Annotated in this window: 16 protein-coding genes; 6 read left to right on the top strand and 10 right to left on the bottom strand. The window is 68.6% G+C overall.

Annotated features, from left to right (window positions below):
* Positions 1–47: 47 nt before the first annotated feature.
* A complete protein-coding gene (locus ACFUMH_RS04185; RefSeq protein ID WP_378200863.1) occupies positions 48–956 on the bottom strand; it encodes an aldose 1-epimerase family protein in 909 nt (302 codons plus the stop codon).
* Positions 957–1,021: 65 nt separating this feature from the next.
* Here ACFUMH_RS04185 and ACFUMH_RS04180 point away from each other — a divergent pair, with 65 nt between their 5' ends.
* The 3 genes from ACFUMH_RS04180 (at position 1,022) to ACFUMH_RS04170 (ending at position 3,393) form a co-directional block, all read left to right on the top strand.
* Complete coding sequence (locus ACFUMH_RS04180) at positions 1,022–1,411, top strand: hypothetical protein (RefSeq protein ID WP_378200861.1); 390 nt, start codon at positions 1,022–1,024, stop codon at positions 1,409–1,411.
* A 117-nt stretch (positions 1,412–1,528) separates the two neighbouring features.
* The gene (locus ACFUMH_RS04175; protein ID WP_378200859.1) at positions 1,529–2,752 is read left to right on the top strand and encodes a CpaF family protein; all 1,224 of its coding nucleotides are present in this window, start codon (positions 1,529–1,531) and stop codon (positions 2,750–2,752) included.
* Positions 2,749–3,393, top strand: coding sequence for a type II secretion system F family protein (locus ACFUMH_RS04170; protein ID WP_378200856.1), 645 nt, complete (start codon positions 2,749–2,751; stop codon positions 3,391–3,393). The genes ACFUMH_RS04175 and ACFUMH_RS04170 overlap by 4 nt, the downstream gene beginning before the upstream one ends.
* Positions 3,394–3,494: 101 nt before the next feature.
* Here the strand turns inward: ACFUMH_RS04170 and ACFUMH_RS04165 are convergent, their stop codons facing one another.
* The gene (locus tag ACFUMH_RS04165) at positions 3,495–3,806 is read right to left on the bottom strand and encodes a hypothetical protein (RefSeq protein WP_378200853.1); all 312 of its coding nucleotides are present in this window, start codon (positions 3,804–3,806) and stop codon (positions 3,495–3,497) included.
* 160 nt (positions 3,807–3,966) lie between these two features.
* Between ACFUMH_RS04165 and ACFUMH_RS04160 the strand changes: the two genes are divergently transcribed.
* Entirely contained in the window at positions 3,967–5,751 is a 1,785-nt protein-coding gene (locus tag ACFUMH_RS04160) for an SIR2 family protein (RefSeq protein ID WP_378200850.1), read from the top strand.
* A 56-nt stretch (positions 5,752–5,807) separates the two neighbouring features.
* On the opposite strand, the gene ACFUMH_RS04155 is transcribed toward ACFUMH_RS04160, so the two are convergent.
* The 8 genes from ACFUMH_RS04155 to ACFUMH_RS04120 all read right to left on the bottom strand — a co-directional run bounded on the left by ACFUMH_RS04155 (position 5,808) and on the right by ACFUMH_RS04120 (position 14,865).
* Positions 5,808–7,361 (bottom strand): recombinase family protein, encoded by a 1,554-nt coding sequence (locus ACFUMH_RS04155; RefSeq protein WP_378200847.1) that lies wholly within the window; start codon positions 7,359–7,361, stop codon positions 5,808–5,810.
* Between the two features lie 30 nt (positions 7,362–7,391).
* Positions 7,392–7,553, bottom strand: a complete 162-nt coding sequence (locus tag ACFUMH_RS04150) for a hypothetical protein (protein ID WP_378200845.1) — start codon at positions 7,551–7,553, stop codon at positions 7,392–7,394.
* Between the two features lie 397 nt (positions 7,554–7,950).
* A complete protein-coding gene (gene sepF, locus ACFUMH_RS04145; RefSeq protein ID WP_378200842.1) occupies positions 7,951–8,394 on the bottom strand; it encodes a cell division protein SepF in 444 nt (147 codons plus the stop codon).
* Positions 8,395–8,546: 152 nt separating this feature from the next.
* Positions 8,547–10,376, bottom strand: a complete 1,830-nt coding sequence (locus ACFUMH_RS04140) for a hypothetical protein (protein ID WP_378200839.1) — start codon at positions 10,374–10,376, stop codon at positions 8,547–8,549.
* Positions 10,377–10,601: 225 nt separating this feature from the next.
* Positions 10,602–11,240 (bottom strand): recombinase family protein, encoded by a 639-nt coding sequence (locus ACFUMH_RS04135; protein ID WP_378200836.1) that lies wholly within the window; start codon positions 11,238–11,240, stop codon positions 10,602–10,604.
* Between the two features lie 205 nt (positions 11,241–11,445).
* A complete protein-coding gene (locus ACFUMH_RS04130; protein ID WP_378200833.1) occupies positions 11,446–11,697 on the bottom strand; it encodes a hypothetical protein in 252 nt (83 codons plus the stop codon).
* A 1,159-nt stretch (positions 11,698–12,856) separates the two neighbouring features.
* On the bottom strand, positions 12,857–13,846 hold the full coding sequence (locus ACFUMH_RS04125) for an HNH endonuclease (protein WP_378200830.1): 990 nt from the start codon (positions 13,844–13,846) through the stop codon (positions 12,857–12,859).
* 95 nt (positions 13,847–13,941) lie between these two features.
* A complete protein-coding gene (locus ACFUMH_RS04120; protein WP_378200827.1) occupies positions 13,942–14,865 on the bottom strand; it encodes a hypothetical protein in 924 nt (307 codons plus the stop codon).
* Between the two features lie 724 nt (positions 14,866–15,589).
* Between ACFUMH_RS04120 and ACFUMH_RS04115 the strand changes: the two genes are divergently transcribed.
* On the top strand, positions 15,590–16,435 hold the full coding sequence (locus ACFUMH_RS04115; protein ID WP_378200824.1) for a hypothetical protein: 846 nt from the start codon (positions 15,590–15,592) through the stop codon (positions 16,433–16,435).
* Positions 16,436–17,120: 685 nt separating this feature from the next.
* A complete protein-coding gene (locus ACFUMH_RS04110) occupies positions 17,121–20,828 on the top strand; it encodes a P-loop NTPase fold protein (protein ID WP_378200821.1) in 3,708 nt (1,235 codons plus the stop codon).

The raw sequence follows: 20,828 nt of genomic DNA, 5'->3' as shown, positions 1-20,828 counted from the left end.
CGGTGCAGGTGCACCGCCGGCCCTCGTGCGTCCGGGCCGTGCCGGGGTCAGAGGAGGCCGACGCCCCAGTGCGCCTCGTGGGTCGCGCCGGGCTCGAGCTCGACGAGCAGGTCGCACGTGCGGAACGCGTCGGCGATGCAGGACATGGGCTCCGCCGCGACGCCGCCGCGGTCGATGCCCTCGAGGCCGTCGCCCGTGCACACCTGCCACGCGGGCAGGGTCTCGTCGGCCCACATCGCGACCGTGCGGCCGTCGGCGCCGGTGAGGCGGATCCACGACAGGCCGTCGGCGTCGCGGATCGGCTCGAGCCACGCGTCGTCGAGGACGACGTCCTTGAGGGAGCGCGGCTCGCGCAGGTCGAAGACGCCGGAGACGGGCGCGCTGCCCGTCGGGAGCAGCCGGTTGTCGACCTCGACGTGGCGGGCGGCGTCGACCTGGAGCGTGCACTCGTCGACCGTGCCCGCGCCGGGCGACAGCCACGGGTGGTACCCGACGCCGTACGGCGCGACGTCGGCGCCGAGGTTCGTGGCCACCGTCGTCACGTCGAGGCCGCGCTCGGTCAGCCGGTACGTCTGCTCCACGCGGACCGGCCAGGGGTAGCCGGGCGTGGGCACGAGGTCGTGGCGGAGCGTGACGGACTCGGGCGTCCGCTCGACGAGGTCGAAGCGCTGGTGGGCGACGAGACCGTGGATCGCGACGCCCCGCGGCGGCTCGCTCAGGTGCAGCTGGTAGGTGGTGCCGCGGTAGCGGTACACACCGTCGCGGATCCGGTTGGGCCACGGTGCGAGCACGGCGCCCGAGAAGGCGGGCGCGAGGGACTCGGCGGCGAACGGCAGGACGACGTCGCGGTCGCCCACCCGGTACTCGCGGATGCTCGCGCCGACGGACGTGATGACGGCGACCTGGTCGCCGAGCCGCAGCTCGTGCTGGTCGCCGGTGGGGAAGGGACTGGTCACGGCTTCACCGTAGCGGGGGCGCGTGGGGCGGCGCCGCGCGGGCGCCGTGGTCTATGTTCGCCCGCATGACGGCACCCGACCCGTTCTTCGAGTTCCTCGCCCGGATGTTCCTGCGCGGCGACGCCCGCAACGAGATCCCGCTGACGCTGTCGTGCGGCGGCACGGTCGTCGCCGGCATCGCCGTCCCGCGCGAGACGTGGGCGGAGCTGCTGGGGGAGGAGTTCCGGCAGGTGCTGCCCGACCCGTTCGGCGACGAGGTGGCTGCCGGGTTGCGCACGGTCGACGAGGACGACCGTGGGCGCGAGGCGTCCGAGCGGGCCGCCGGCGGGGAGCCGACGACCGGCTACGTCAACCTCAAGGACGCGGTGCTCGTGCCGTCCGGTACCTGGCTGGGCCTGTGGCGCGCACGGCTGGACCGCCTGGACGGGTGGACGCTGGGGTCCATCGGCTCGTAGCCCCTCGCGGGCTCGTGCTGCCGCCGCCTGTGGACGGGCGGTGCGGGCGGTCGCCCGCATGCCCTACCTTGACGCCTCGAAACGGACGAATCCGGCATCGGGGCGCGGGGGTGAGGCATGGACGGGGTGGCGATCCTCGAGGGCGAGGTCCGCGAGCTCATCCGGCGGCGTGGCGTCGACCCCGTGCGGGACCGCGCGGGCGTGCACGCGCTGGTGCAGGCCGCGCTGGCGGACTACGACGAGCGGTCGCTGCTGGGTGCGGTGCCGCCGCTCGCGGACGCGGCGGCCGCGCACAAGGCGGTGCTCGACGCCGTGGCCGGGCTGGGGCCGCTGCAGCGGTACCTCGACGACCCGGAGGTCGAGGAGATCTGGATCAACGCGCCGACGCAGGTGTTCGTCGCGCGGCGCGGCGAGCCGGAGCTGACGACGACGATCCTCACCGAGGCGCAGGTCCGCGACCTGGTCGAGCAGATGCTCAAGGTGTCCGGTCGGCGGCTGGATCTGTCCTCGCCGTTCGTCGACGCGTCGCTGCCGGGCGGCGAGCGCCTGCACGCCGTGATCCCCGACGTCACGCGGCGGCACTGGTCGGTCAACATCCGCAAGTACGTCGTGCGCGCGACGAGCCTCGACGACGTCGTGGGGCTCGGGTCCCTGACGCCGCAGGCCGCCGCGTTCCTGCAGGCGGCGGTGCGGTCGGGGCTCAACGTGCTGGTGTCCGGCGCCACGCAGGCGGGCAAGACGACGATGCTCAACGCCCTCGCGGGGGCCATCCCGCCGCGCGAGCGCGTGATCAGCTGCGAGGAGGTCTTCGAGCTGCGGCCCGCCGTCCGCGACTGGGTGGCGATGCAGTGCCGGCAGGCGAACCTCGAGGGCACCGGCGAGATCCCGCTGCGCCGGCTCGTCAAGGAGGCGCTGCGCATGCGCCCCGACCGCCTGCTGGTGGGCGAGGTGCGCGAGGCGGAGGCGCTCGACCTGCTCATCGCCCTCAACGCGGGCGTGCCGGCCATGTGCACCATCCACGCCAGCTCGGCGCGCGAGGCCATCACCAAGCTCTGCACGCTGCCACTGCTCGCGGGCGAGAACATCACCGACCGGTTCGTCGTCCCCACGGTCGCGTCGGCCGTCGACCTCGTCGTGCACCTCGAGCTCGACCGGCACGGGCGCCGGCGCACGCGCGAGGTCGTCGCCGTGCCCGGGCGCGTCGAGGCGGGCGTCGTCGAGACGGCCGACGTCTTCACGACCCGTGACGGCGTGCTCGTGCGCGCGGACGGCTTCCCGCCGCACGTCGAGCGGTTCGCGCGCGCCGGCATCGACGTCGTCGCCCTGCTGCGGAGGGCGTGAGCGTGGGCGTCGTCGCGGGGCTGCTGCTGGGTGCCGGGCTGGCGTCGGTGTGGTGGTCGTTCTGGCCGCTCGTGCGCCGGGAGGAGAGCGCTGCCCGGTGGGCGGTGCGCGTGCGCGACACGCTGACGCAGGCCGAGGTGGCCGGCGTGACGCCCGGCGGATTCCTTGCCGTGAGCGCGCTCGTCGGGCTGCTGGTGTCGGCGGTGGCGCTCGTGCTCGTGCCCGTGCCGGCGGTCGCGGCGTGCTTCGGCGCCTTCGGTGCGTTGGCGCCGTGGGGGCTCGTGCGCGGGCGCGCGCGGCGGCGGCTCGCCCGCACGCGGGCGCTGTGGCCGGACGTCGTCGACCACCTGGCCTCGGGCGTGCGCGCCGGCCTGTCGCTGCCCGAGGCCGTCGCGCAGGTCGGGGACCGCGGGCCGGCCGAGCTGCGCGCGCCGTTCCGCGCGTTCGCCGAGGACTACCGCGCGACCGGCCGCTTCGGCGACAGCCTGGACGCCCTGAAGGAGCGGCTCGCGGACCCGGTGGCCGACCGCGTCGTGGCGGCGCTGCGGCTCACGCGCGACGTCGGCGGCACCGACCTCGGCCGGCTGCTGCGCACGCTGTCGTCGTTCCTGCGCGACGACCTGCGCACTGCGAAGGGGTAGACGTCGCGCCCAGGGTGGGAGGTGGTAACGCGAAGGAGGTGTCGTCTCGCCCCGGGACTAGAGCGCCGCGCAGGCGGTCCCGCGGGATGCCGGCTGACCCATCACAGCCCTTCATTGTCGAGCGAACCCGGGATGCGCACGCCGAGTCGCGACGAGCGGCGGTTGAGTGGGTGCTGCTCAGGGTGCCAGGCGAAGGCGAAGCCCGCGTCGGCGAGCACCTGGCAAGACGAGTAGGCGTCAACACCGATCTCGATGTCGGTGACGTTCTTGCCGTGGTGCGGCGAGGCGCTCCACGACGAGCCAGCCTCGGTAAGCGAAGCCCGGACACGTCGCGACGCGTCATCGTCCGGCGCCCAGACGCAGGTCGAGCGAGGCGACGTCAGGACAAGCAAGACGGGACTCTCGTCGTTCACGCAGCGAGCCTAGCGACGGCAGTGCGACGCCGTGCATAGCGCCCCTCCGACCGAGGGCGTCGTGGCGTGGGTGCGTCGCCCTCCCTTGATCGACGGACCTACGCGACCGCACCGAGTGAAACGGGCATCCTCGGTGTTCCCACACGGCACACTCAGGCGCATGGCACAACCTCTGTCGTCAGCGATCATGCTCGCCACATCCATGCACGCACAGCCTGGGGTCTATGCCGTCCTACTCGGCTCCGGTGTCTCGACGGGGGCTGGGCTACCGACCGGCTGGGGGATCGTCAAGAACCTGGTCGCCAAGGTCGCCGCTCAGATGTCTACGGGAGGCACGGACCACACAACGGCCGCCGCGGAGGACCCCGAAGCGTGGTGGGCGCAGACATTTGGGGAGGCCCTGGGGTACTCGTCCCTGCTAGGGAAGCTGGCGCCAACACCGGCGACTCGCCAAGGGGTCTTAGAGGGATTCTTCGAGCCCAGTGGGGGTGATGAACCTGCCGGGCCGTCCAAGGCTCATCACGCGCTCGCGCAACTCGTCAAGCGGGGCGCAGTCAAGGTGATCGTCACGACGAACTTCGACCGACTCATGGAGCAAGCCCTGTCGGCCGCCGGGATCGAGCCTCAGGTCGTATCGCGACCCGAAGCGGTCGCAGGAATGAGGCCGCTCGCGCACGCTCCTGCCACCGTGATCAAGTTGCACGGCGACTACAAGGATGTGGAGTCGCTCAACACTGACGAAGAGCTAGCTACCTACCCGCAGCCCTGGGTGGACCTGCTCGCGAGGATCTTCGAGGACTACGGGCTCGTGGTGTCGGGGTGGTCAGCCGACTGGGACGTCGCTCTGGTGCGGGCGATCGAGAGCGCGCCCACACGTCGCTACCCCGTCTACTGGGACCGTCGATCGGCCAAGGGGGACAACGCGTCGAGGCTGCTCGTTGCGCGAGGGGGCCACATCATCGACACCCCCGACGCTGACGCCATGTTCACCGAACTGCTGGACAACATCGAGACCCTCGACCGCCTGTCGGAGCCGCCCCTGACGACCGCGATGACCGTCGCCAGGGTGAAGCGTTACCTCCCGGACCCGTTGCATCGGATCGACGTCCACGACCTCGTGTTGGCGCAACTCGACCGCGTTCGCGCGGAGGCTGCTACCCAGGGCACCGCGCGGGGGATTGCGAATGGGGAGGGTGCCGAGAGCCTGTACGACTCGTACTTCGCTGCCACGCGGCCACTGTTGTCTGTTCTTGCCGTCGGTGCCTACCACGACGACGGCGCTCACGACGACCTCTGGGTCCGGGTGATGGGTGACTTGCTGGAGGTCCGCCAACTGCCTAGCGGCAGCTACAACGAGACCGCATGGAAGTTGCAGCACTACCCCGCGTTGCTCGCCTACACGACCCTTGGCACCATCGCTCTCGCTCGGTCTCGGGACAAGCTCTTCATCCGGCTGTCAGACGAGCCCACGTGGAAGTCGCCGTTCGACCGGGCACCAGCCAGGTCCGTCGAAGCACTGCACCAGAACTGGCTCCTGGAAAGCGAGCACATCAACACGATGCCGCGTTGGGAACGGCCGGGACAGCGTTGGCTCTACCCGCAGTCGCACCTTCTCCGCGTCGTTCTGGAGCCCGTCATCACTGAAGTGCTACCGGTGAGCCGGTATCACGAAGCGATCGACGACTTCGAGTATGCGACGGGGCTCCTCCAGCGGATCGCTCCAGGCGGTGTGGAGACGGTCTACCCTCCGAACGCTGGAGAGTTCGCGGTCGAATCCAAGTGGGACGGAACTGAGCCTCTCGCTGAACGTAGGCTCCGCGTGCGGCATGGTCGGCTCGGATTGCAGTCGCCGTGGAACGACCGGCTCGGAGACCCGATCGGGGACACCGGCGACGTGCTCGCGAACCACCGGCAGCACGTCCAGAGGGGCCGTCGCTGGGGGTGATGACTCACCGGAAGTGGCTCGCTGCGCGACGGGGTCGATCGGCGAGTCGCGATGGCTCAGCGCGGCACGAGTTCGACGCGGCGAGGGTCCCAGCGTCGCTGTCCGCGTCGGTCGGCGGGGTGCAGGCGCACCTCGAACAGCGCGCGCACAACGTCGCGTCGGCCGTCCACCGGCAGCCCGTCCCATGCCGCCCGCACGTCGGCGGCGCTGGCGAGCTGGCGCACGAGCGGCCCTACCGGTTTCGTCTCGGCGGCGGCCTCCGCTTCGGCGAGGTCGGCCTCCAGGGACCGCGCCGCGGCCGCGTAGGCGGCGGGAGTGAGTGTGCGCGCCCGCAGCAGCTCGACGAGCTCGGCGAGGTCCGAACGCAGCGCCACGACTCGCGCACGAGCGGCCGTGCGGGCGTCAGCGCTGGGCGCGTCGGCGCCGAGCAGCGCGCGCACGGACTCCGGGTGCGTCAGTCGCGCGATGACGGCCTGGGCCACGAGGTCATCAGCCGCTGGTGCGGTCACGTAGACGCCGCGGCAACCGGTCCGATCGCACGTGTAGGCCGGGTAGGTGACGGCCCCGTGGTGCTGCGCGCGGTGCCTGACGGGTGTGCCGCAGAGCCCGCAGACGGCCAGGTGTGAGAGCAGGTGCCTGGGCTCGGTACCGCGGTGCACCACCCGCGCCGGGTCGGCGAGGACGGCGAGGATCTGCGCGCGCGCGTCGGCGGTGATGAGGCCCTCCCACTGCGCGGCGTGCAGCGTCACGGTGCCGCCACGCGCATGCTTGCGCAGCCCCGCGATCGACGGCGAGCGCAGCACCTGGCTCACGGTCGAGGCGGTCCAGCCGCGCGTGCGGGCCGCGTCACGCGGCGGCTTCGGTGTCGGCACCCCGCGTCGCTCCATATCCAGCGCGAGGGCGCTCAGGGACTCTCCGCCAAGGAACCGCTGGGCGAGTTCGCGCACCAGCAGCCCCGTCGTCGCGTCCGGATGGTCGGCGTCCGGCAGGTCCGGCTCCTGGCGCAGCAGGTGCCCGGTCCGCGGGTCGTAGACGCGTCGATACCCCCACGGGACAGGGCCGGTCGGTCGGCCCTCCTCGGCGGCGCTGGCTTGCGCGCGCAGCGCGCGCTCACTGGTCCGGTCGGCCTCGAACTGCGCCTCGACAACATCGGAGGCGACGCGCCTCCGGTCACCCGCGCGGGTCAGGTCGTAGAGGTCCCCCTGGTAGGCGAGGAGGACGCCGACGCGTTGCAGCGTCCGCTCCAGGTCGACGTAGAACGACAGGTCGCGTGTCGCCCTCGACAGCTCCCACATGAGGAGCACGTCCACGTCTCCGCGCTCGATGAGCTCGACGACGTGCGTCCACCCGTCGCGGTCTCCGCGTGCGCGGGTCGACGCACTCCGGTCGTCGTCCAGGTGTTCGGCGACGACGGTCCAGCCCCGATGCGCCGCCTCCCGGCGGCACGCTTCGGTCTGGCTCGCGGTCGAGCGTCCACGTCGTCCGGGGTCGTGCGAGGTGCGCGCGTAGATGACGGCGCGCAGCGGCTGGTCGTCGGGGCGTTCCTCGGCACCGACGGCGCGCAGGTGTCTCGCTCTGGCCAACGTCTCCCTGCTCCCCGTGCGCGGCACCGGTGCGGTAGGGGTGCCGTCAGGGGGAGGTTACGCGGCGGCGCTCTGCTCCTGCTCGCGGCGCGTCGTCGTCAGGACGGCACGCACGCGGGCTGCCTGCGTGGCGGCAAGCGGCGGCAGCGTGAGGCTCGAGACGTAGGCCGCGTTGGCAGCCCGCACGTCGGCAGGCACGGTGTGGATCTCCCTCTCCATGCCCCGCGGGTGGGATCGAGCGGGGCCACCGGCACCGTCCCTACGCTGGCGAGGTGCCAGGTCGTCGAGCCCGCCCGTCACCGGGGGCCGTCGCGCTCGGCGGGACGCGCGCCGAGGGGCTCGCGGTGCTGCGGGACTCGACCTCGACAGCCGAGGCGGTGTCTGCCTGCGCCCCCTCCTACCAAGACGCCGCGCGGGCCCGCGAGAACTCGTGCTGGCCGCGCTGGCGCACCCGGCGGCGTCCGAGGAAGTCGTGGGTCGCTACGCCACCGCCTCCGACGCGGCTGTGCGGCTCGCGGTCGCCCGGCATGAGCGGGTGCCTGGTCCGGCGCTGGACGTGTTGGCGGTCGACGCCGACCCAGAGGTTGCGGCTGCGGCTCGTGACGCGCGGCGCGGGTCAGCGCGGGGCTGAGCGGCTGCCTGGCGGTGTGAGCGTGAACGACTTGCGCCCAATGCGGTCGATGGCACCGGTCGTGCCGCCGACCATGCCCGCCATGAAGTCGATGAGTCGCTTCGCCTCGCTGTCCGACGCGGCGGCGAGGTGCACGACGACAGGGCCCTTCTCGTAGGCGCCGAGGACCGCCGCGGCGTCTTGAATGGTCGCCGCCTCGATGAACTGTGGCGACGCGGGCTGCGGCTCTGGGGACGGCTCGATGCTCGTGTCCAAGCCCAACTCGGCGATCGCTGCTTCGAACTGGAGGGAGGTGCCGAGTGCCTCCACCTTCGTCACTCGGGCGAGGACTCGCCGCACATCCCGGCGGTAGACGATGCCCAGGACGGCAGCCACGATCGGCCAGGCGAGCGCGCGGACGTATTCGAGAACGACGAGCGACGGCTCCATGCCCCGAACGGTAGTGAGTGCCGCTGCGCGTCGAGGCCTAACGCCGATCTGGCGGCCTGGACACACGTTCAGCCCCAGTTGCCCAAGGAGCCTCAGAACGCCGCTCAGCGCCCCACGAGCGGTGCGAGGCGGCCAGATTCGGGCCTGTCGCCTCAGCGGGTGGCGCGACCTGCGCGTGGCGTCGCGCGCAGCGCGTCGTAGCGCTCTCGAGAGTGCGCCGCTGCGGCCGCCTTCCCGGCGGGGCGACCCCCCAGGCCCTCCGTCAAGGCGGGCGCGTCGTCCCACGGCGAGCCCTCCAGCGCGAGCCGGACGCCGAGGTCGCACGGCGCGGCCGACGGACGCATCCACCACGGCACGGCAGGCAGGAGGGCCGCGTTCCCGATGACCGCCAGCCAGTCGTCGTCCACGTACCGGTCGCCGGCCCACGTCCAAGAGGACTCGTCAAGCGCGTAGATGTCCTCCCAGGCGCCGGAGGCGGAACGGAGTGTCTGCGCGCGCATCTGGCGGAAGGCGCCGTCGAGCACTCCAGGCTCGGGGAACCAGTCCGGCCACGTCACCACTGCGTGCCGATCAGCGCCGATACCCCAGTCGCGGAGCATCTCGCGAAGCTCTCTACGGACGGTGGACGCCATGGCTGCGGTCGTTGACCGGTCCCTCGGCGCGACGACCCACAGGACGCGCACGTGGGGCAGGAAGTTGTTCGCCAGCAACTTCTGCCACGCGCGGGCCTTCGCGCGGAGGTCCCGGTTGCTGCCTGTCGCGGTCATCTCGACGACGATGTGAAGCCCGTCGTGCCTGACCAGTACGCCGTCGCCGCCCTTCGTGCCCAGCCGGGCGTCCTGGCCGAGTTGGCCGGCAGTCGCCCAGATTTCCGGCAGGACCAGCGCGACCTGTGGGCGGCACAGTTCCGCGGCGCGCAGGAGCAGTTCGCAGGCCAGCACCTCGTGGCGCTCGGAGTGGCCCTGGCCGGTCCAGCGGACCCCCCCGCGGATCTGCGCGATCTCGCTCACCGTGAGGTGGGGTGCGAGCTCGCGCTCGAACGCGTTGGAGTGCGAGGGGCGGACGAACTCTGCCCGGGCCTCTGGTGCCGCGAGCTCGGGCCGGTATCCCTGCGGCGTGCCATGGTCGAGAAGCCCTGCGGCGACCGCGTTCGCCACGTACGTGCCCCCGGGGTGCGCGAGTTGCGGCAGGCCGAGGAGGGCGGCCGCCTGCTCGGTGCTGACCGTGCGCCAGGCTTGCGCAACGGCGAGGAGCGAAAGCCGGACCGACCGCTCGTGCGTGTACTGGCGCCGCATCGCGTCGTTCTCGTTGATGGCGAGCCACCGGCCCATCCCAGGTCCGCGGACGCCCTGGCGACGTGCGCGCCGGATGCGGTCGCGCGACATCCATGCTGCGAGGTGGCTGTGCTCGAACGCGTCGCACCAGTACGGGTCGGTGCGGTCGGCGCACGAGATCCCCAAGGCGGCCAGCGGGCTGTGCCGCTGAGCGATCTGCGCGAGCGGGTACCGGCGGCCCACCAGCCGCGCTGCTCCTGGCGGTGTGACGACGTCAGGTCGGGGCGTGCGTGGCGCTTCCGCATCCGGCGCTGTGTACGGGAACCCCGGCCAGGGCTCGGTGCGTGCGCGCGCCTCGGCGCCGTAGAGGACGTCTAACCATGCCAAGATGCGGCCGGGCCGCCTGGGGTCCAGCAGCCAGCCGATAGTCGTCGGCAGCGTCTCGTCGTGCGCGAGCGCGCGGACCTTGACGAGCTGCCGGCGCGACCAGGCGCGGGCGGTGGCCGACGAGACCCCATGCCGGGACGCGGCGAGGAGGTCGACGAGTCGGATACCGAGCAGGCTCGGTTCGACCGTGGCGGCGTCGATGACCTCCTCGATGCTCGCCTGCGGCCAGCCAGCGAACTCTGGGCTGCTGCCGTCGTTGGCAACCGCCATCACGGCGCGCGTCCGCTCGCGCTTGGCGAGCACCATATCCGCGGTCGGCATCGGTCCTGTCCTCCTACGAGCGCTGGCCGACTCGTGGCTCCCTGTGCCACAAAGTGCTTGCTGCCACTCCTCTATGCGACGAAGGGCCGGGAAGTAGACGTGCGGGACCTTGGTGGTCTCGTTCGGCGGACCGCACTCGCCACGGTGGAGAACCTTGCCGTCCGCGTCGCGCCGCGTCTGGGTCACGGTCGTCGTGGGCGGCGACCTCCTCTTCCATGTCGCCTGTCACTTGCTCCTCTCCTCGGCCCGCGGCGGTCTCTCCGGCGCCGGGGTATCGGTGTCCTCGGAGGGTTCGAACGGCCTTGGCAGCCAGGCGTAGAGCGTTGCTCGCGAGCAACCGAACTCCTTCGCCAGCCGGGGGTAGGACCAGCCCTTGACGTCCCGCAGATATGTAGCGCGGTCAACGTCCTCGGGGGTGAGGGCGCGCTTGCGCCCGGGCGGGTTCCCGCGCGCGACGGCGGCGGCGCGGGCAACGCTGGTGCGCTCCTTGATCGTGTTTCGCTCCAACTCGGCGAGCATGGCGATGAGCTGGACGGCGAACTGCCCCATGGGCGACGTGTCCCCGGTATCGATCGTCACCGGGTCGGCGAGGGTGCGGACGGCGATACCGCGCTCGCGCAACTCCCCGATGATGTTGAGCGCGTCGCGCAGGTTGCGGGCGAGCCGGTCGAGCTTCCAGACGATGATCGTGTCGCCCTCGCGCGCGTAGGCGAGCACGGCTTCGAGCTGGGGCCGGTTGCGGTAGGCCGCGCTCATCCTTTCCTGCCAGATGGCCGTCGGCTCGACACCGGCGGCGATGAGCGCATCGATCTGAGCGTCGACGGTTTGCTGCGTTGTGCTGACGCGGGCGTAGCCGAGCAACATGGTGGTCAGTCCTTCCTCCTCCTGGTCCTCCGGGCCTCTAGTGGGCCCAGGCGTCTGAATTGGCACCATCGGGGGCGCGTTGTTGGACACGCAATTTCCAGACGTAAACCGGACAATCGAAAGTGCCGATTGAGGGGTGCCGTCGAGGGCTCTTCCCCGGGTGTTGGATCGGAGCCAATCCGACACCCCCGGACCGTGGTGCCCATCACCGGGAGCCCGTAGGGCTGCCCTGACCACTTGCCCCTGCGTGCAGGTGCTCCACGAGCGCGAAGTCCTCGGGCTGCAAGTTGTACGTGGTGGCTGACGCGGTCGGGGCCCGGTAGAGCACGGGGTAGGCGTCCGTGACGGCCTCGTAGCGGTCGGAGAGGTAGCCCGCGCCGGTGGAGCCTGTCCACGCCACCAGCTCGCGGTCGGCGCCCTCGTCGCGGTCGAGCAGCGCGACGAGCGAGGCGACCATCTGTTGATCGAGGCGAGGCCATGGCCGCACAGGAGCTCACGGAAGACGGCCGAGAACAGCCGTGATGGCGTACCGAGTGCCCCTTGCGATCGAGCGTTATCAAACTGTGACCGTGGCGAAACCGCAGGTCAGAGCGATGAGCGCGAAGCGGCTCTAGAGGGTTCTCTAGGGACGTCGGCGATTGTGGCTCGGTCTAGCGCGCCAGCGCCCCACGTTGTGTGGGGCGCGGCCCGTAGGATGAGGGAACACGAGACACGGAAAGACCCCCTCGCCTGATGGGGGTTGCTCCACCGAGACAAGAGGGCCTGACCGCTAGGACACGCAAGGTTTCCCGACTTCACGTGTGTCCTGAAGTCTAGCCCACCTCATCCGGTGGTCTACCGGTGATCTACCGAGGAAGTAGACGCCTGGTCTACCTCCGCGAGGTGAGCGGCGGGACCTCTTGGCTCGGCGGCGCTTACGCGCCTCGCCGACCGAAAGGACACATCACCATGACGTACTTCAAGCGACCGGTCGTGCGCGAGATCACGTACCGCATCACCGTCGACGAGACCGGAGCCAAGCGCCGTCAGCGCATCGTCACCGAGCGCGCGCTGGGCGACTGACGAGGCACTCGCCGCTAGCCGCGAAGGACCCCACCCCGCATCCGCCGGGGTGGGGTCCCGCCATGTCTCGAGCGCTAGATGTACTGACCACGCAGGTTGTTGACGTAGCGAGGGACCTCCGGGTCGAGTGGGAACTGCTCAAGGAACCCGCTCAGACCAACGAAGGGCCGTCGTCCTCGCCGCCATCATCACCTGGCTGCGCGCCTGAGAGCCCGCTCGTCCGGCGCGAGGTCGATGGCGACCTGCTCGCCGATCCGGACGAACCCGAGGCGCTCGCTCACATGCAGTGAGGCGAGGTTGTCCTGCCGCCTGACCCGAACGGAGGCCGGCACGCGCGGCCAGTCACTACGAGTCAGGGCGCTGCCCCCCTCTCCGTGGCGGGAGGGAGTGTTGTTGGTTGGCCATGCCTCTCGTCACGATGTCCCGATCGTGTGGCGGTTATAAGGGCGCGGAGAGTCTTCGAACGCCGCGTCTATCGTGCCTCCCCGCCAGCACGTCCTGCTGCGCTGCTGAGCCCCGGCCGTCGAGCCGCTGGGGTCGGCGGCAGGCTCAGGTCATGTCCGCGTGCGCAGAAGCTGCCGCACCTCTTCGGGGCGTAACCACGGGGACTTCCGGTGGACCATGCGGTGGCAGTTGGCGCAGATGAGAATGAGGTCGTCGAGGCGCACCGTCCGCCGCCCCGTCACGTGCAAAGGCACAATGTGGTGGCACTCCACGTAGCCCGCTCCGCGATTACCGTACGTCGCTTCGAAATCGAACCCGCAGATCTCGCAGCCGAGGCCGCGTCCTAACTGCTTCGCAACGTCGATCTTCGCCGCGCGCAACTTCGGATCTCTTTCGCGCCGCGCGTATACCTTCTGAAGGAGTCCGCCTTCCTCGCTCTCAGGGTCCTCCTCGCCGCGCACTCGCGCCTCACTGATGTCAGTGAAGAGCCCCTCCTGGAGTCCGTGCCGCAAAGCGGAGGCGAGGTCAAGCATGTGCGTCGGGTCGGCGATGAACTGATCGATGACCAGCCGGTCCAACTTGTTCCCCCGCGTCGGCTTGCCCCGGTAGTCAGGGTGCGCAGTCGCCAGATCGGTCGTCTTGCGCGAGACCGCGTCTGGACTGCGGAAGTTCGGAGGCCGCTCAGACTGTGGGTAGATCGGGAGGTGGCGCAACACTTGCGAGAGCTCCTGCACCTTCGGGTCTGGAGTTCGCAACTCCCGCCATCCGTTGCCGTAGACGAGCGCACAGGCGAGAAGAATCTCTTGCCAGTCCCAGTCGAGGCGCTTCCTAGACACGACATTGAAGCCGAGGGCCCGCAGCAGAGGCGCGACCGTGGCGTCACCGCCATGGAACCGCGCCCACAGCAGCGGCTCGCCTGTGGCGTGCACGTGCGCGGCGCCGACGATGGCCCTCGAGTCGTACATATTGCCGTCGCGCTCCACATAGTAGGTGTGCGCGCTCCCGAAGCTGTACTTGGCGAGGAAGGCCTCTCGGCCGAGGTCGTCGAACTCGGCCAGTGCAGCGGATACAGAGTCAGCGGTGATGTCTAGCAAGCCCATGTGTGAACGCTATACGCCGTGCCCGCATGCACAAGCAACGCAACTCGAATGGCCGCATCCTCCGATCTGCGATCCGCGCATGATCGAGCGTCGGCTCAGGGAGACGAAGGTTTGGCCTCGCGAGGAGGCGAGGTATCCACGTCGGTGTAGTCGACCTCGTCACCGTTTAGGTGCAGGCCGCACACTGGGCACGACAGTGCCACCAAGGACAAGGTGTCCACGGATTCCCACACGTCCGGCGCGACCTGCATGGGTTCATCGTTGACGTTCCAGAGCAGCCAGGCCTGATGACCGCAAGCAGGGCACGTAACTCGCCACTCGTCGTCGACCATCGCGGGGGCGGGGCGAGACTCTAACTGGATCACGAACTCGGACAGCTTCTCGGGTGCGAGGACTGAAATGAGGTTGCTATACGCCGACTTTGCAGCGGCGAGCTTGTTCTGCGCGCTGGCCCTTCCTTCGCGGATCAGGACATCCAGCTCGTGGCGGATGTTGTCCCACTCGACAGACCCCCAGAAGTCTGGCTGAGCGCGGTGGAACGCTTGCACGCCCGCACCTACGTACGCTGCCATCCCGGTCACGATTTCCGCCAGGCTGCCCTCGTCGAGTTCGGCCATGTGACTCGATCGATTTCTCGCTTCGAGCGCCGCTCTGGCCTTCAACTGCTCCCTCCGGCACTCGGGGGAGAGGCGGGCTGCGAGGTCGACGGCCATCCTCGCCGGAATCGCCCGGGTACTGAGCTTGGGCGGGCTGCTGCCTACGTCCTCGCGTCCGTAGTGAGCGACGAGTACGTCAAGGAAGTGGTGCTTTCCCGCTTCCTGATCGGCAAGGAGTCGTTCGTCCAGGTGCGAGACGAGCGCCTTCGCCATCATCTCGACGGCCCCGCCCGCATGGTAGGCGGCGTCAATCCGGTCGAAACGGTCCCTCGCCTCGACTAGCTCGCGTGCGCGTCGTGCGTGGTGTTGAGCGGCGAGATACAGCCGCTCCGTCGTTGACTCTTCCTGATCCTCCCAGGGCACGCATCAGATGGTGCCATCGCTCGGGGGCCCCCACGCCAAGTCCGCCCGACGGCTCGTGCTGGTCAGGCGCGAGGGCTCCCATCCATCACATGGCGAAGGCGGCAGAGCGCCGGAACCCCGCGGCTCGGCGCGGCCCTGTCTGTCCCGGTGCCGTTCGCGGCGATCGCCGGCGCCCGTCGCGGTCCGCAGATCGCGCGGCTCAGAGGTCAAGCGTTCGCCATCGACGTCCGTGATGGAGACAACGCCCTGCTTGGCGGCAGCCCGACGGCACTCCTGGCACCCGCGTAAACGCGCACCGCGGCCGGCTAACCCTGTTAGGTCGCAGGGCGCAGATCGTCTTGTCCTGCTCGGTTGAGACGACAAGATGTGGGCGAGCCCCTGCTGTGTCCACGATGAAGACGTCGGGCACGCGCTTCCCGTCCCGCCCGAGCGCGGGCCCTGGCGCCGTGAGGTGCGTGAGGTCCATCCCCGGCAGGTTTGGTCCTCGGCTCAGGAGAGAGGCCGGGGCTCGCTGCTTCCCGAGCATCGAACGTGCCGCCTTCAGGAGGGAGGTTGGACGCAACTCGCGGTAGTGGGTGCGCCAGACACTCATCCACGCGGCTCGACTTGTGACAGTGTCTTGGATCAGGGATGGACGGCAGGGCGGTGGCCCCGTGCGGCGCGTTTCGGCCGTCCCAGGGCGCGTCGCCCTCACTAGGTCGCGTACGGCCGAGACGCTAGTGCCATGGCAGAGACCGACCCGTCCGTCGACCACCGCGAACGGCAACGGCAATTGGACCAGGCCCGCATCGACACGTTCGTGGTGCGTGCGCGTCGCATCGAAGCGCACTCCCTCGCCCAAGATCTCGACCGGCTCGCTCAGCTGTCGGGCGGCGCCATGCAGATCACCTATCGGGATGGCAGGACCACCATCAGTTTCGACTACCCGCCGGAGGAGCAGGTCGAGTCAGCCGCCGCGCGGGTGCGTCCGCTGCTTCTGGACGACGTATCGATGCTCAATGTTCTCAAGGCGATCAAGTCCCTGACCGCCCACTCGGACCACCGCGAGATGATCCACACTTGGGTCAAGACGCGCCGCGAAGCGTGGAACCAGCGGACGGGGAAGGTGCCCAGCGACTCGGGGTTTGTCGCGTTCGTGCATTCGCCTACGTCGGGTGAGAGCGACGCCACGGACCACCTACAACTTGCCCTCGCTTGGATCTACGGCGACGTCGTGCACCACGACCCCGAGCACCTGGAGCGCACCAAGCCCTGGGGTGTGGGCGAGCGGTTCCGCGCAGCCGTCCCGCTGGTCGCGTATCTCATGATCGAGGCGATCAATGTCTTGGCCAACATCCGCGAGATGGATAAGCAGGGATGGCTCACGGTCTCGGCAGAGGCGTTGACCGTGCCGGTGGTGGCGGAGGATCACTACGAGCGCGAGGTGGAGCTCTACGTTGGCGAGGTCGGCACTCCAAAGCCGAACAGCGCCACAGAACCGCTTGAGGGCCACTGGCAGACGTTCGACCCCGCAGGGTTATTCGGGGCCAGGGGTGACGCCGAGGCGCCGACCGAACGCCCAGCAGAGTGAACCGACCCTGTCATGCCGACGCCGGTTTTCGTACCGGCGTGATCCTCTCGTACTCGGCGGTGCCCTGCTCGTAGCACGGAGTGTGGCGTCGGCGGGTGGGTAAGGCGGACGCGATCTGGCGATGAGCAGGGCGACGACCAGGGTCTTGCCCTCGCAGTGGCATCTCGATCGCGACATTCGAGGACTTTGTGTGCCGCCTTCCATGCTCGTCGAGGAGCAGCCACTGCCACTTCGGTAGCTCCTTGAAAGGTGAAGATCCGACGGCGAACAGTCCCTCATCGAACGCGCGAGCGGTGGCGCTACATCACCTGGCCCACTCGAGTCGCCCGGCCGCCGTTACGCGTCCGTTCTGATGCCTTGCCCGAGACATCGTCGTAGACAGACCGTCGTGAACAGCACCCGCGCGGGGCGCGGCCCTCGCTCAGGCGCGCTCCAGCGCCTTCAACTTCAAAGTTTCTCGCTTCTCGTCTGTTACAGCCTGGCGAGTGTCGTTCCACCTTCGGGCTACTGTCGTGACGATGCCAGCCACGAACCCGGCCCGTCATGGTGCGGGTGTGGACACGCGCCGTCAGTCGGCATCGTGCCGCTGAGCTGCCTCCCTTGGGGAAGACTCGACGAGGGTCAGGCCACGACGCTATCGGCAAGGCGAGTCTAACTGGCGCGGGTCGGCGTTAGCATCAGCACCATGACGCCCGCTGAATCGTCGCTACCGGCAGACGTTCGCCAGGTCCCGCGCCTGCAGAGCTTGGCACCCAAGTACAGCGACGCCAATCATGGCACCTACGTCGAGATCCTGAACGCAACGATTCAGGACGAGCCCGCGATCCGCAACATCGCCCTTACAGGCGCTTACGGGACCGGAAAGAGTAGCATCCTGCGACGCGTCATCGAGATGAACCAGGAAGCGGTCGTCGAAGTCTCTTTGTCGACACTCGGGAGCGAGCCGACGACCGTAGAGCTCGGGGAAGATAGCAACCCTGCCGCGACGACGAAGACCAACCGCATTCAGAAGGAGATCGTTAAGCAACTGCTCTACCAGCAGTTGCCATCTGAGGCGCCAGAGTCGCGCTTTCGTCGGATCGCTCACTTCCCGCGCGCTCGTGTGATGCAGGCGTCGCTCGGCGCGAGCCTGCTGCTCATGACCTTCCTCGCGCTTACCGGCCTAGTCAATCCGGTCCTGACGAATCTTGTCGGCGTCGAGATGGGCAAGCCTCCTGTTTGGCTGCTCGCCGTTGGCGCATACGTCGGGGCCACGGCCGTCATCGGTGCGCTGATCTACCTCGCGCGTCATCTTATGCATCAGCGACTTCAGGTGGAGAAGGTCACCGCTGGCCCGGCGACGATCAGTTTGCCCCCACGCTCGGCAAGCTATTTCGACGAGTACCTCGACGAGATTATCTACTTCTTCGAGACGAACAACCGCCGGAATGTCGTGATCCTCGAGGACCTGGACCGCTTCGACGACCCGCACATCTTCGAGGCCCTGCGCGCACTCAACAACCTGCTCAACACTGCGAAGCAACTCGACGGACGCTCGATACGCTTTGTGTACGCGCTGCGGGACAGCATCTTTGAGAAGCTCGGCCACAACGCGGACCTGGCTGGGTCCGACGAGGCGAAAGCCGAGATCGTGCGGTCGAACCGGACGAAATTCTTCGATCTAGTCATCCCGGTCGCGCCGTTCATCACGCACAAGAATGCGCGGGACCTAATGATCGAGCTTCTGGAGGAGCGCGGCTTCGAAATATCGCGTGACCTGGTGGACGTTGCCGCGCGCCACACGGCGGACATGCGCCTCATTCACAACATCATCAACGAGTTCGCCGTCTTCAAAGCGCGCGTGCTAGACGTGCCCAAACCTGCACCAGACCTAACCGCCGACCGGCTGTTCGCCATGATGCTCTTCAAGAACTCGCATCTGGCTGACTTCGAAGCGATCCGCATCGGAGAGAGCTCCCTTGACAAGCTGTATCAACTCTGGCGAGACCTGGTCGAGGGCAACCTCGAGCGCCTGCGGGTCGAGTCGGACACGGTCCGCGCTCTCCTCGAGCGCAACGCGTCCGCGGACGAGTACGCCGCGGCTCTTGCGCTCAAGACCGAGGCGGTGGTCCGGAACCTGTCGCTGATCGGGCAACGGCATCGTATGCACTTCGAGCCTCGATTGCGCGTCAACTCGGTTGCCGTCTCCCGCGAGGACATGTCGAAGGCGGACTTCTGGCGGAGTTTGATCCGCGAGGGACGCGCGCTCTCGGTAGCCAATGTCCAGGACTATTACGGCAATACCCAGCCGGATATCACGATCTCCGTCGACGACTTGCGCGCCATCACCGGAGACCCGTTCGACTTTGACGCCGGCGGGAAGCCCGCGGACCAGCGCCGACGGCGCCGTCTTGTCCAGATCCCGCGGGAGATGCACTTCCTGCGCTACTGCGACTGGCAGTCACTGGCGCTTGACACCCGATTCACTTACGCGCGACCAGGCGACGACTCCCCAAGGGCCTTCCGCGAGTGGGTCGATGCGGTCATGCGTTCTCCCCTCGCGAGAGATCTAGTCACGCAGGGATACATCACACCACACTTCGCTCTGCACGCGGCTTCGTTCTACGGAACGATGATGAGCAAGGAAGCGCTGACCTACCTCATGCGCTACGTCGAGAGTGGCAAGGCCGGTGCTGAGATCCCCTTGACCGGTGCCGATGTCGAAGCGCTCCTCAAGGAACGCGGTAACGGCCTCATCCAAGAGCGCAGCGCCCTGAACATCTCGATTGTCGATCACCTCTTGGATGATCAGTCACCACACGTAGCAGAAATTGCGGCGCGAATTGCGAGGTGGAGCGAGTCCGAGCAAGAATTCGTGCGCCTGTATCTTCGCAGCGGCAGGCGGAAGTCCAGGCTGGTCGCCGAGTTGACCCCTCGATGCTCCACCATCTTCGAATTCCTGATCGCAGATGCACCTAGTGATCTGTCCGAGCTGGTCGACGCGGCCTTGGTCTCGTGGCTTGACGAGGACAAGGACGCCTACGCGCCGTCTGACCACGTTCGCGCCTGGATTGAGCACTCGTACACCGAATTAGACTGCCTGCGCTCGAACACACCGCCGGAGCACGTTGAGAAGGCAGTGCAGATGATCGCTCACCAGGGCGCGGTCCTCGCGGACGTCACCAGCCTCTCCAGCGAGGCCCGGCGCGTACTCCTTACGGTGCCGGCGTTCCAGATTACCGCTGCTAACCTCGTCGCCGTGACCGGCACGAATGACCTGTCCTTGGACAGTCTCCGGGCTGCGAGCCCGATCGTCGCGGAGCACATGATCGAGAATTTGCCGTCGTACCTAGCGGCGTACCGGGACGGCTCGGACACGCGTTGGACTACGAGCGATCAAGACGGCTTTCTTGCGCTGATCACCGACGCAGCAAGCCGTCACCCTAGGGACGCAGCGGCACTGGTCACCAACGCGAGTCGCGCCTGTTCGATCCCCGACCTGACGGCTGCTCCGACAGCTCTACGCTCTGTGCTGGTCACCGACCTACGGGTTCCGCCGACGTTCGCAAACGTCTGGGCCTACGTGGGATGGGAAGGGCATATCGACGAAGCACTCGCCGTACTACTCACCCATTCCGGCGCGATCACTGAACTCGGCGATGACCCAGGCGAGCGCGCGCAGCTTGCTGTAGCGATCTTGCACGCCGCCGACGTCCTCCCCGATCCGGAACTCCGGGTTCGCCTCGCGAAGTCGCTGCAACCCGGGACGATCACCGCCGAGGAACTGCAGTCCGACTCTGGGGGGCGGAGCGCGTTGTCCAACCCGTCGCCGAACCGCCTGATCGGCCTCCTGATAAGCGAGGGCCTGATCGATGACGACGAGTACGCCTTCCAACCGGCGCTCATGACGGACTGGCCGACAGTAGAGTTCGCCATCGGTCGCTCGAAGCGCTACAGAGAGTTCGTCGGACCCAAGACACTCCACCCGGCTCACGTCCCAGACCTCCTAGCGAGCCCGAAGATCTCGAGCAGCGTGAAGGATGCCGTTGTCTCTCGCCTCATTGACTTCGTGAACGCTTCCCCCGCCACCGCCGAGCCGATCGCACAACATGTCGTCGCCCACAGACTCGCCCTGGACGCTAGGCGGATCAGCGCACTGGCGGGCAACGTCGCCGACACAGCCGTCGCCGCCATGCTCGCCGAATCGGGCGATGTGCTCAGCGACGACGAGGTGATTGCCATCCTGAATTTGCTCGGCGGGGACTATCCCGATCTGACCTACCGGGGACGAGACCAGCCGCAGGTGGAGAACACTCCGGGGAACCTCGCGGTCGTCGAGCGCATGAAGCAGGCAGGGTTCGTATCGAGCATCAAGGTTGAGGGCAAGGTGATCCGGGTACACAAGTTCCGGTAA

This window comes from Cellulomonas sp. NPDC057328, assembly GCF_042667215.1.
Lineage (GTDB): Bacteria > Actinomycetota > Actinomycetes > Actinomycetales > Cellulomonadaceae > Cellulomonas.
This window is presented reverse-complemented; position numbering and strand designations above follow the sequence as displayed.

Coding starts and splice junctions, on each gene's coding strand:
- ACFUMH_RS04110 (WP_378200821.1), top strand. CDS start 17,121: ATGACGCCCGCTGAATCGTCGCTACCGGCAGACGTTCGCCAGGTCCCG.
- ACFUMH_RS04130 (WP_378200833.1), bottom strand. CDS start 11,697: ATGGTCGCCTCGCTCGTCGCGCTGCTCGACCGCGACGAGGGCGCCGAC.
- ACFUMH_RS04140 (WP_378200839.1), bottom strand. CDS start 10,376: ATGCCGACCGCGGATATGGTGCTCGCCAAGCGCGAGCGGACGCGCGCC.
- ACFUMH_RS04175 (WP_378200859.1), top strand. CDS start 1,529: ATGGACGGGGTGGCGATCCTCGAGGGCGAGGTCCGCGAGCTCATCCGG.
- ACFUMH_RS04115 (WP_378200824.1), top strand. CDS start 15,590: ATGGCAGAGACCGACCCGTCCGTCGACCACCGCGAACGGCAACGGCAA.
- ACFUMH_RS04180 (WP_378200861.1), top strand. CDS start 1,022: ATGACGGCACCCGACCCGTTCTTCGAGTTCCTCGCCCGGATGTTCCTG.
- ACFUMH_RS04160 (WP_378200850.1), top strand. CDS start 3,967: ATGGCACAACCTCTGTCGTCAGCGATCATGCTCGCCACATCCATGCAC.
- sepF (WP_378200842.1), bottom strand. CDS start 8,394: ATGGAGCCGTCGCTCGTCGTTCTCGAATACGTCCGCGCGCTCGCCTGG.
- ACFUMH_RS04150 (WP_378200845.1), bottom strand. CDS start 7,553: ATGGAGAGGGAGATCCACACCGTGCCTGCCGACGTGCGGGCTGCCAAC.
- ACFUMH_RS04135 (WP_378200836.1), bottom strand. CDS start 11,240: ATGTTGCTCGGCTACGCCCGCGTCAGCACAACGCAGCAAACCGTCGAC.
- ACFUMH_RS04125 (WP_378200830.1), bottom strand. CDS start 13,846: ATGGGCTTGCTAGACATCACCGCTGACTCTGTATCCGCTGCACTGGCC.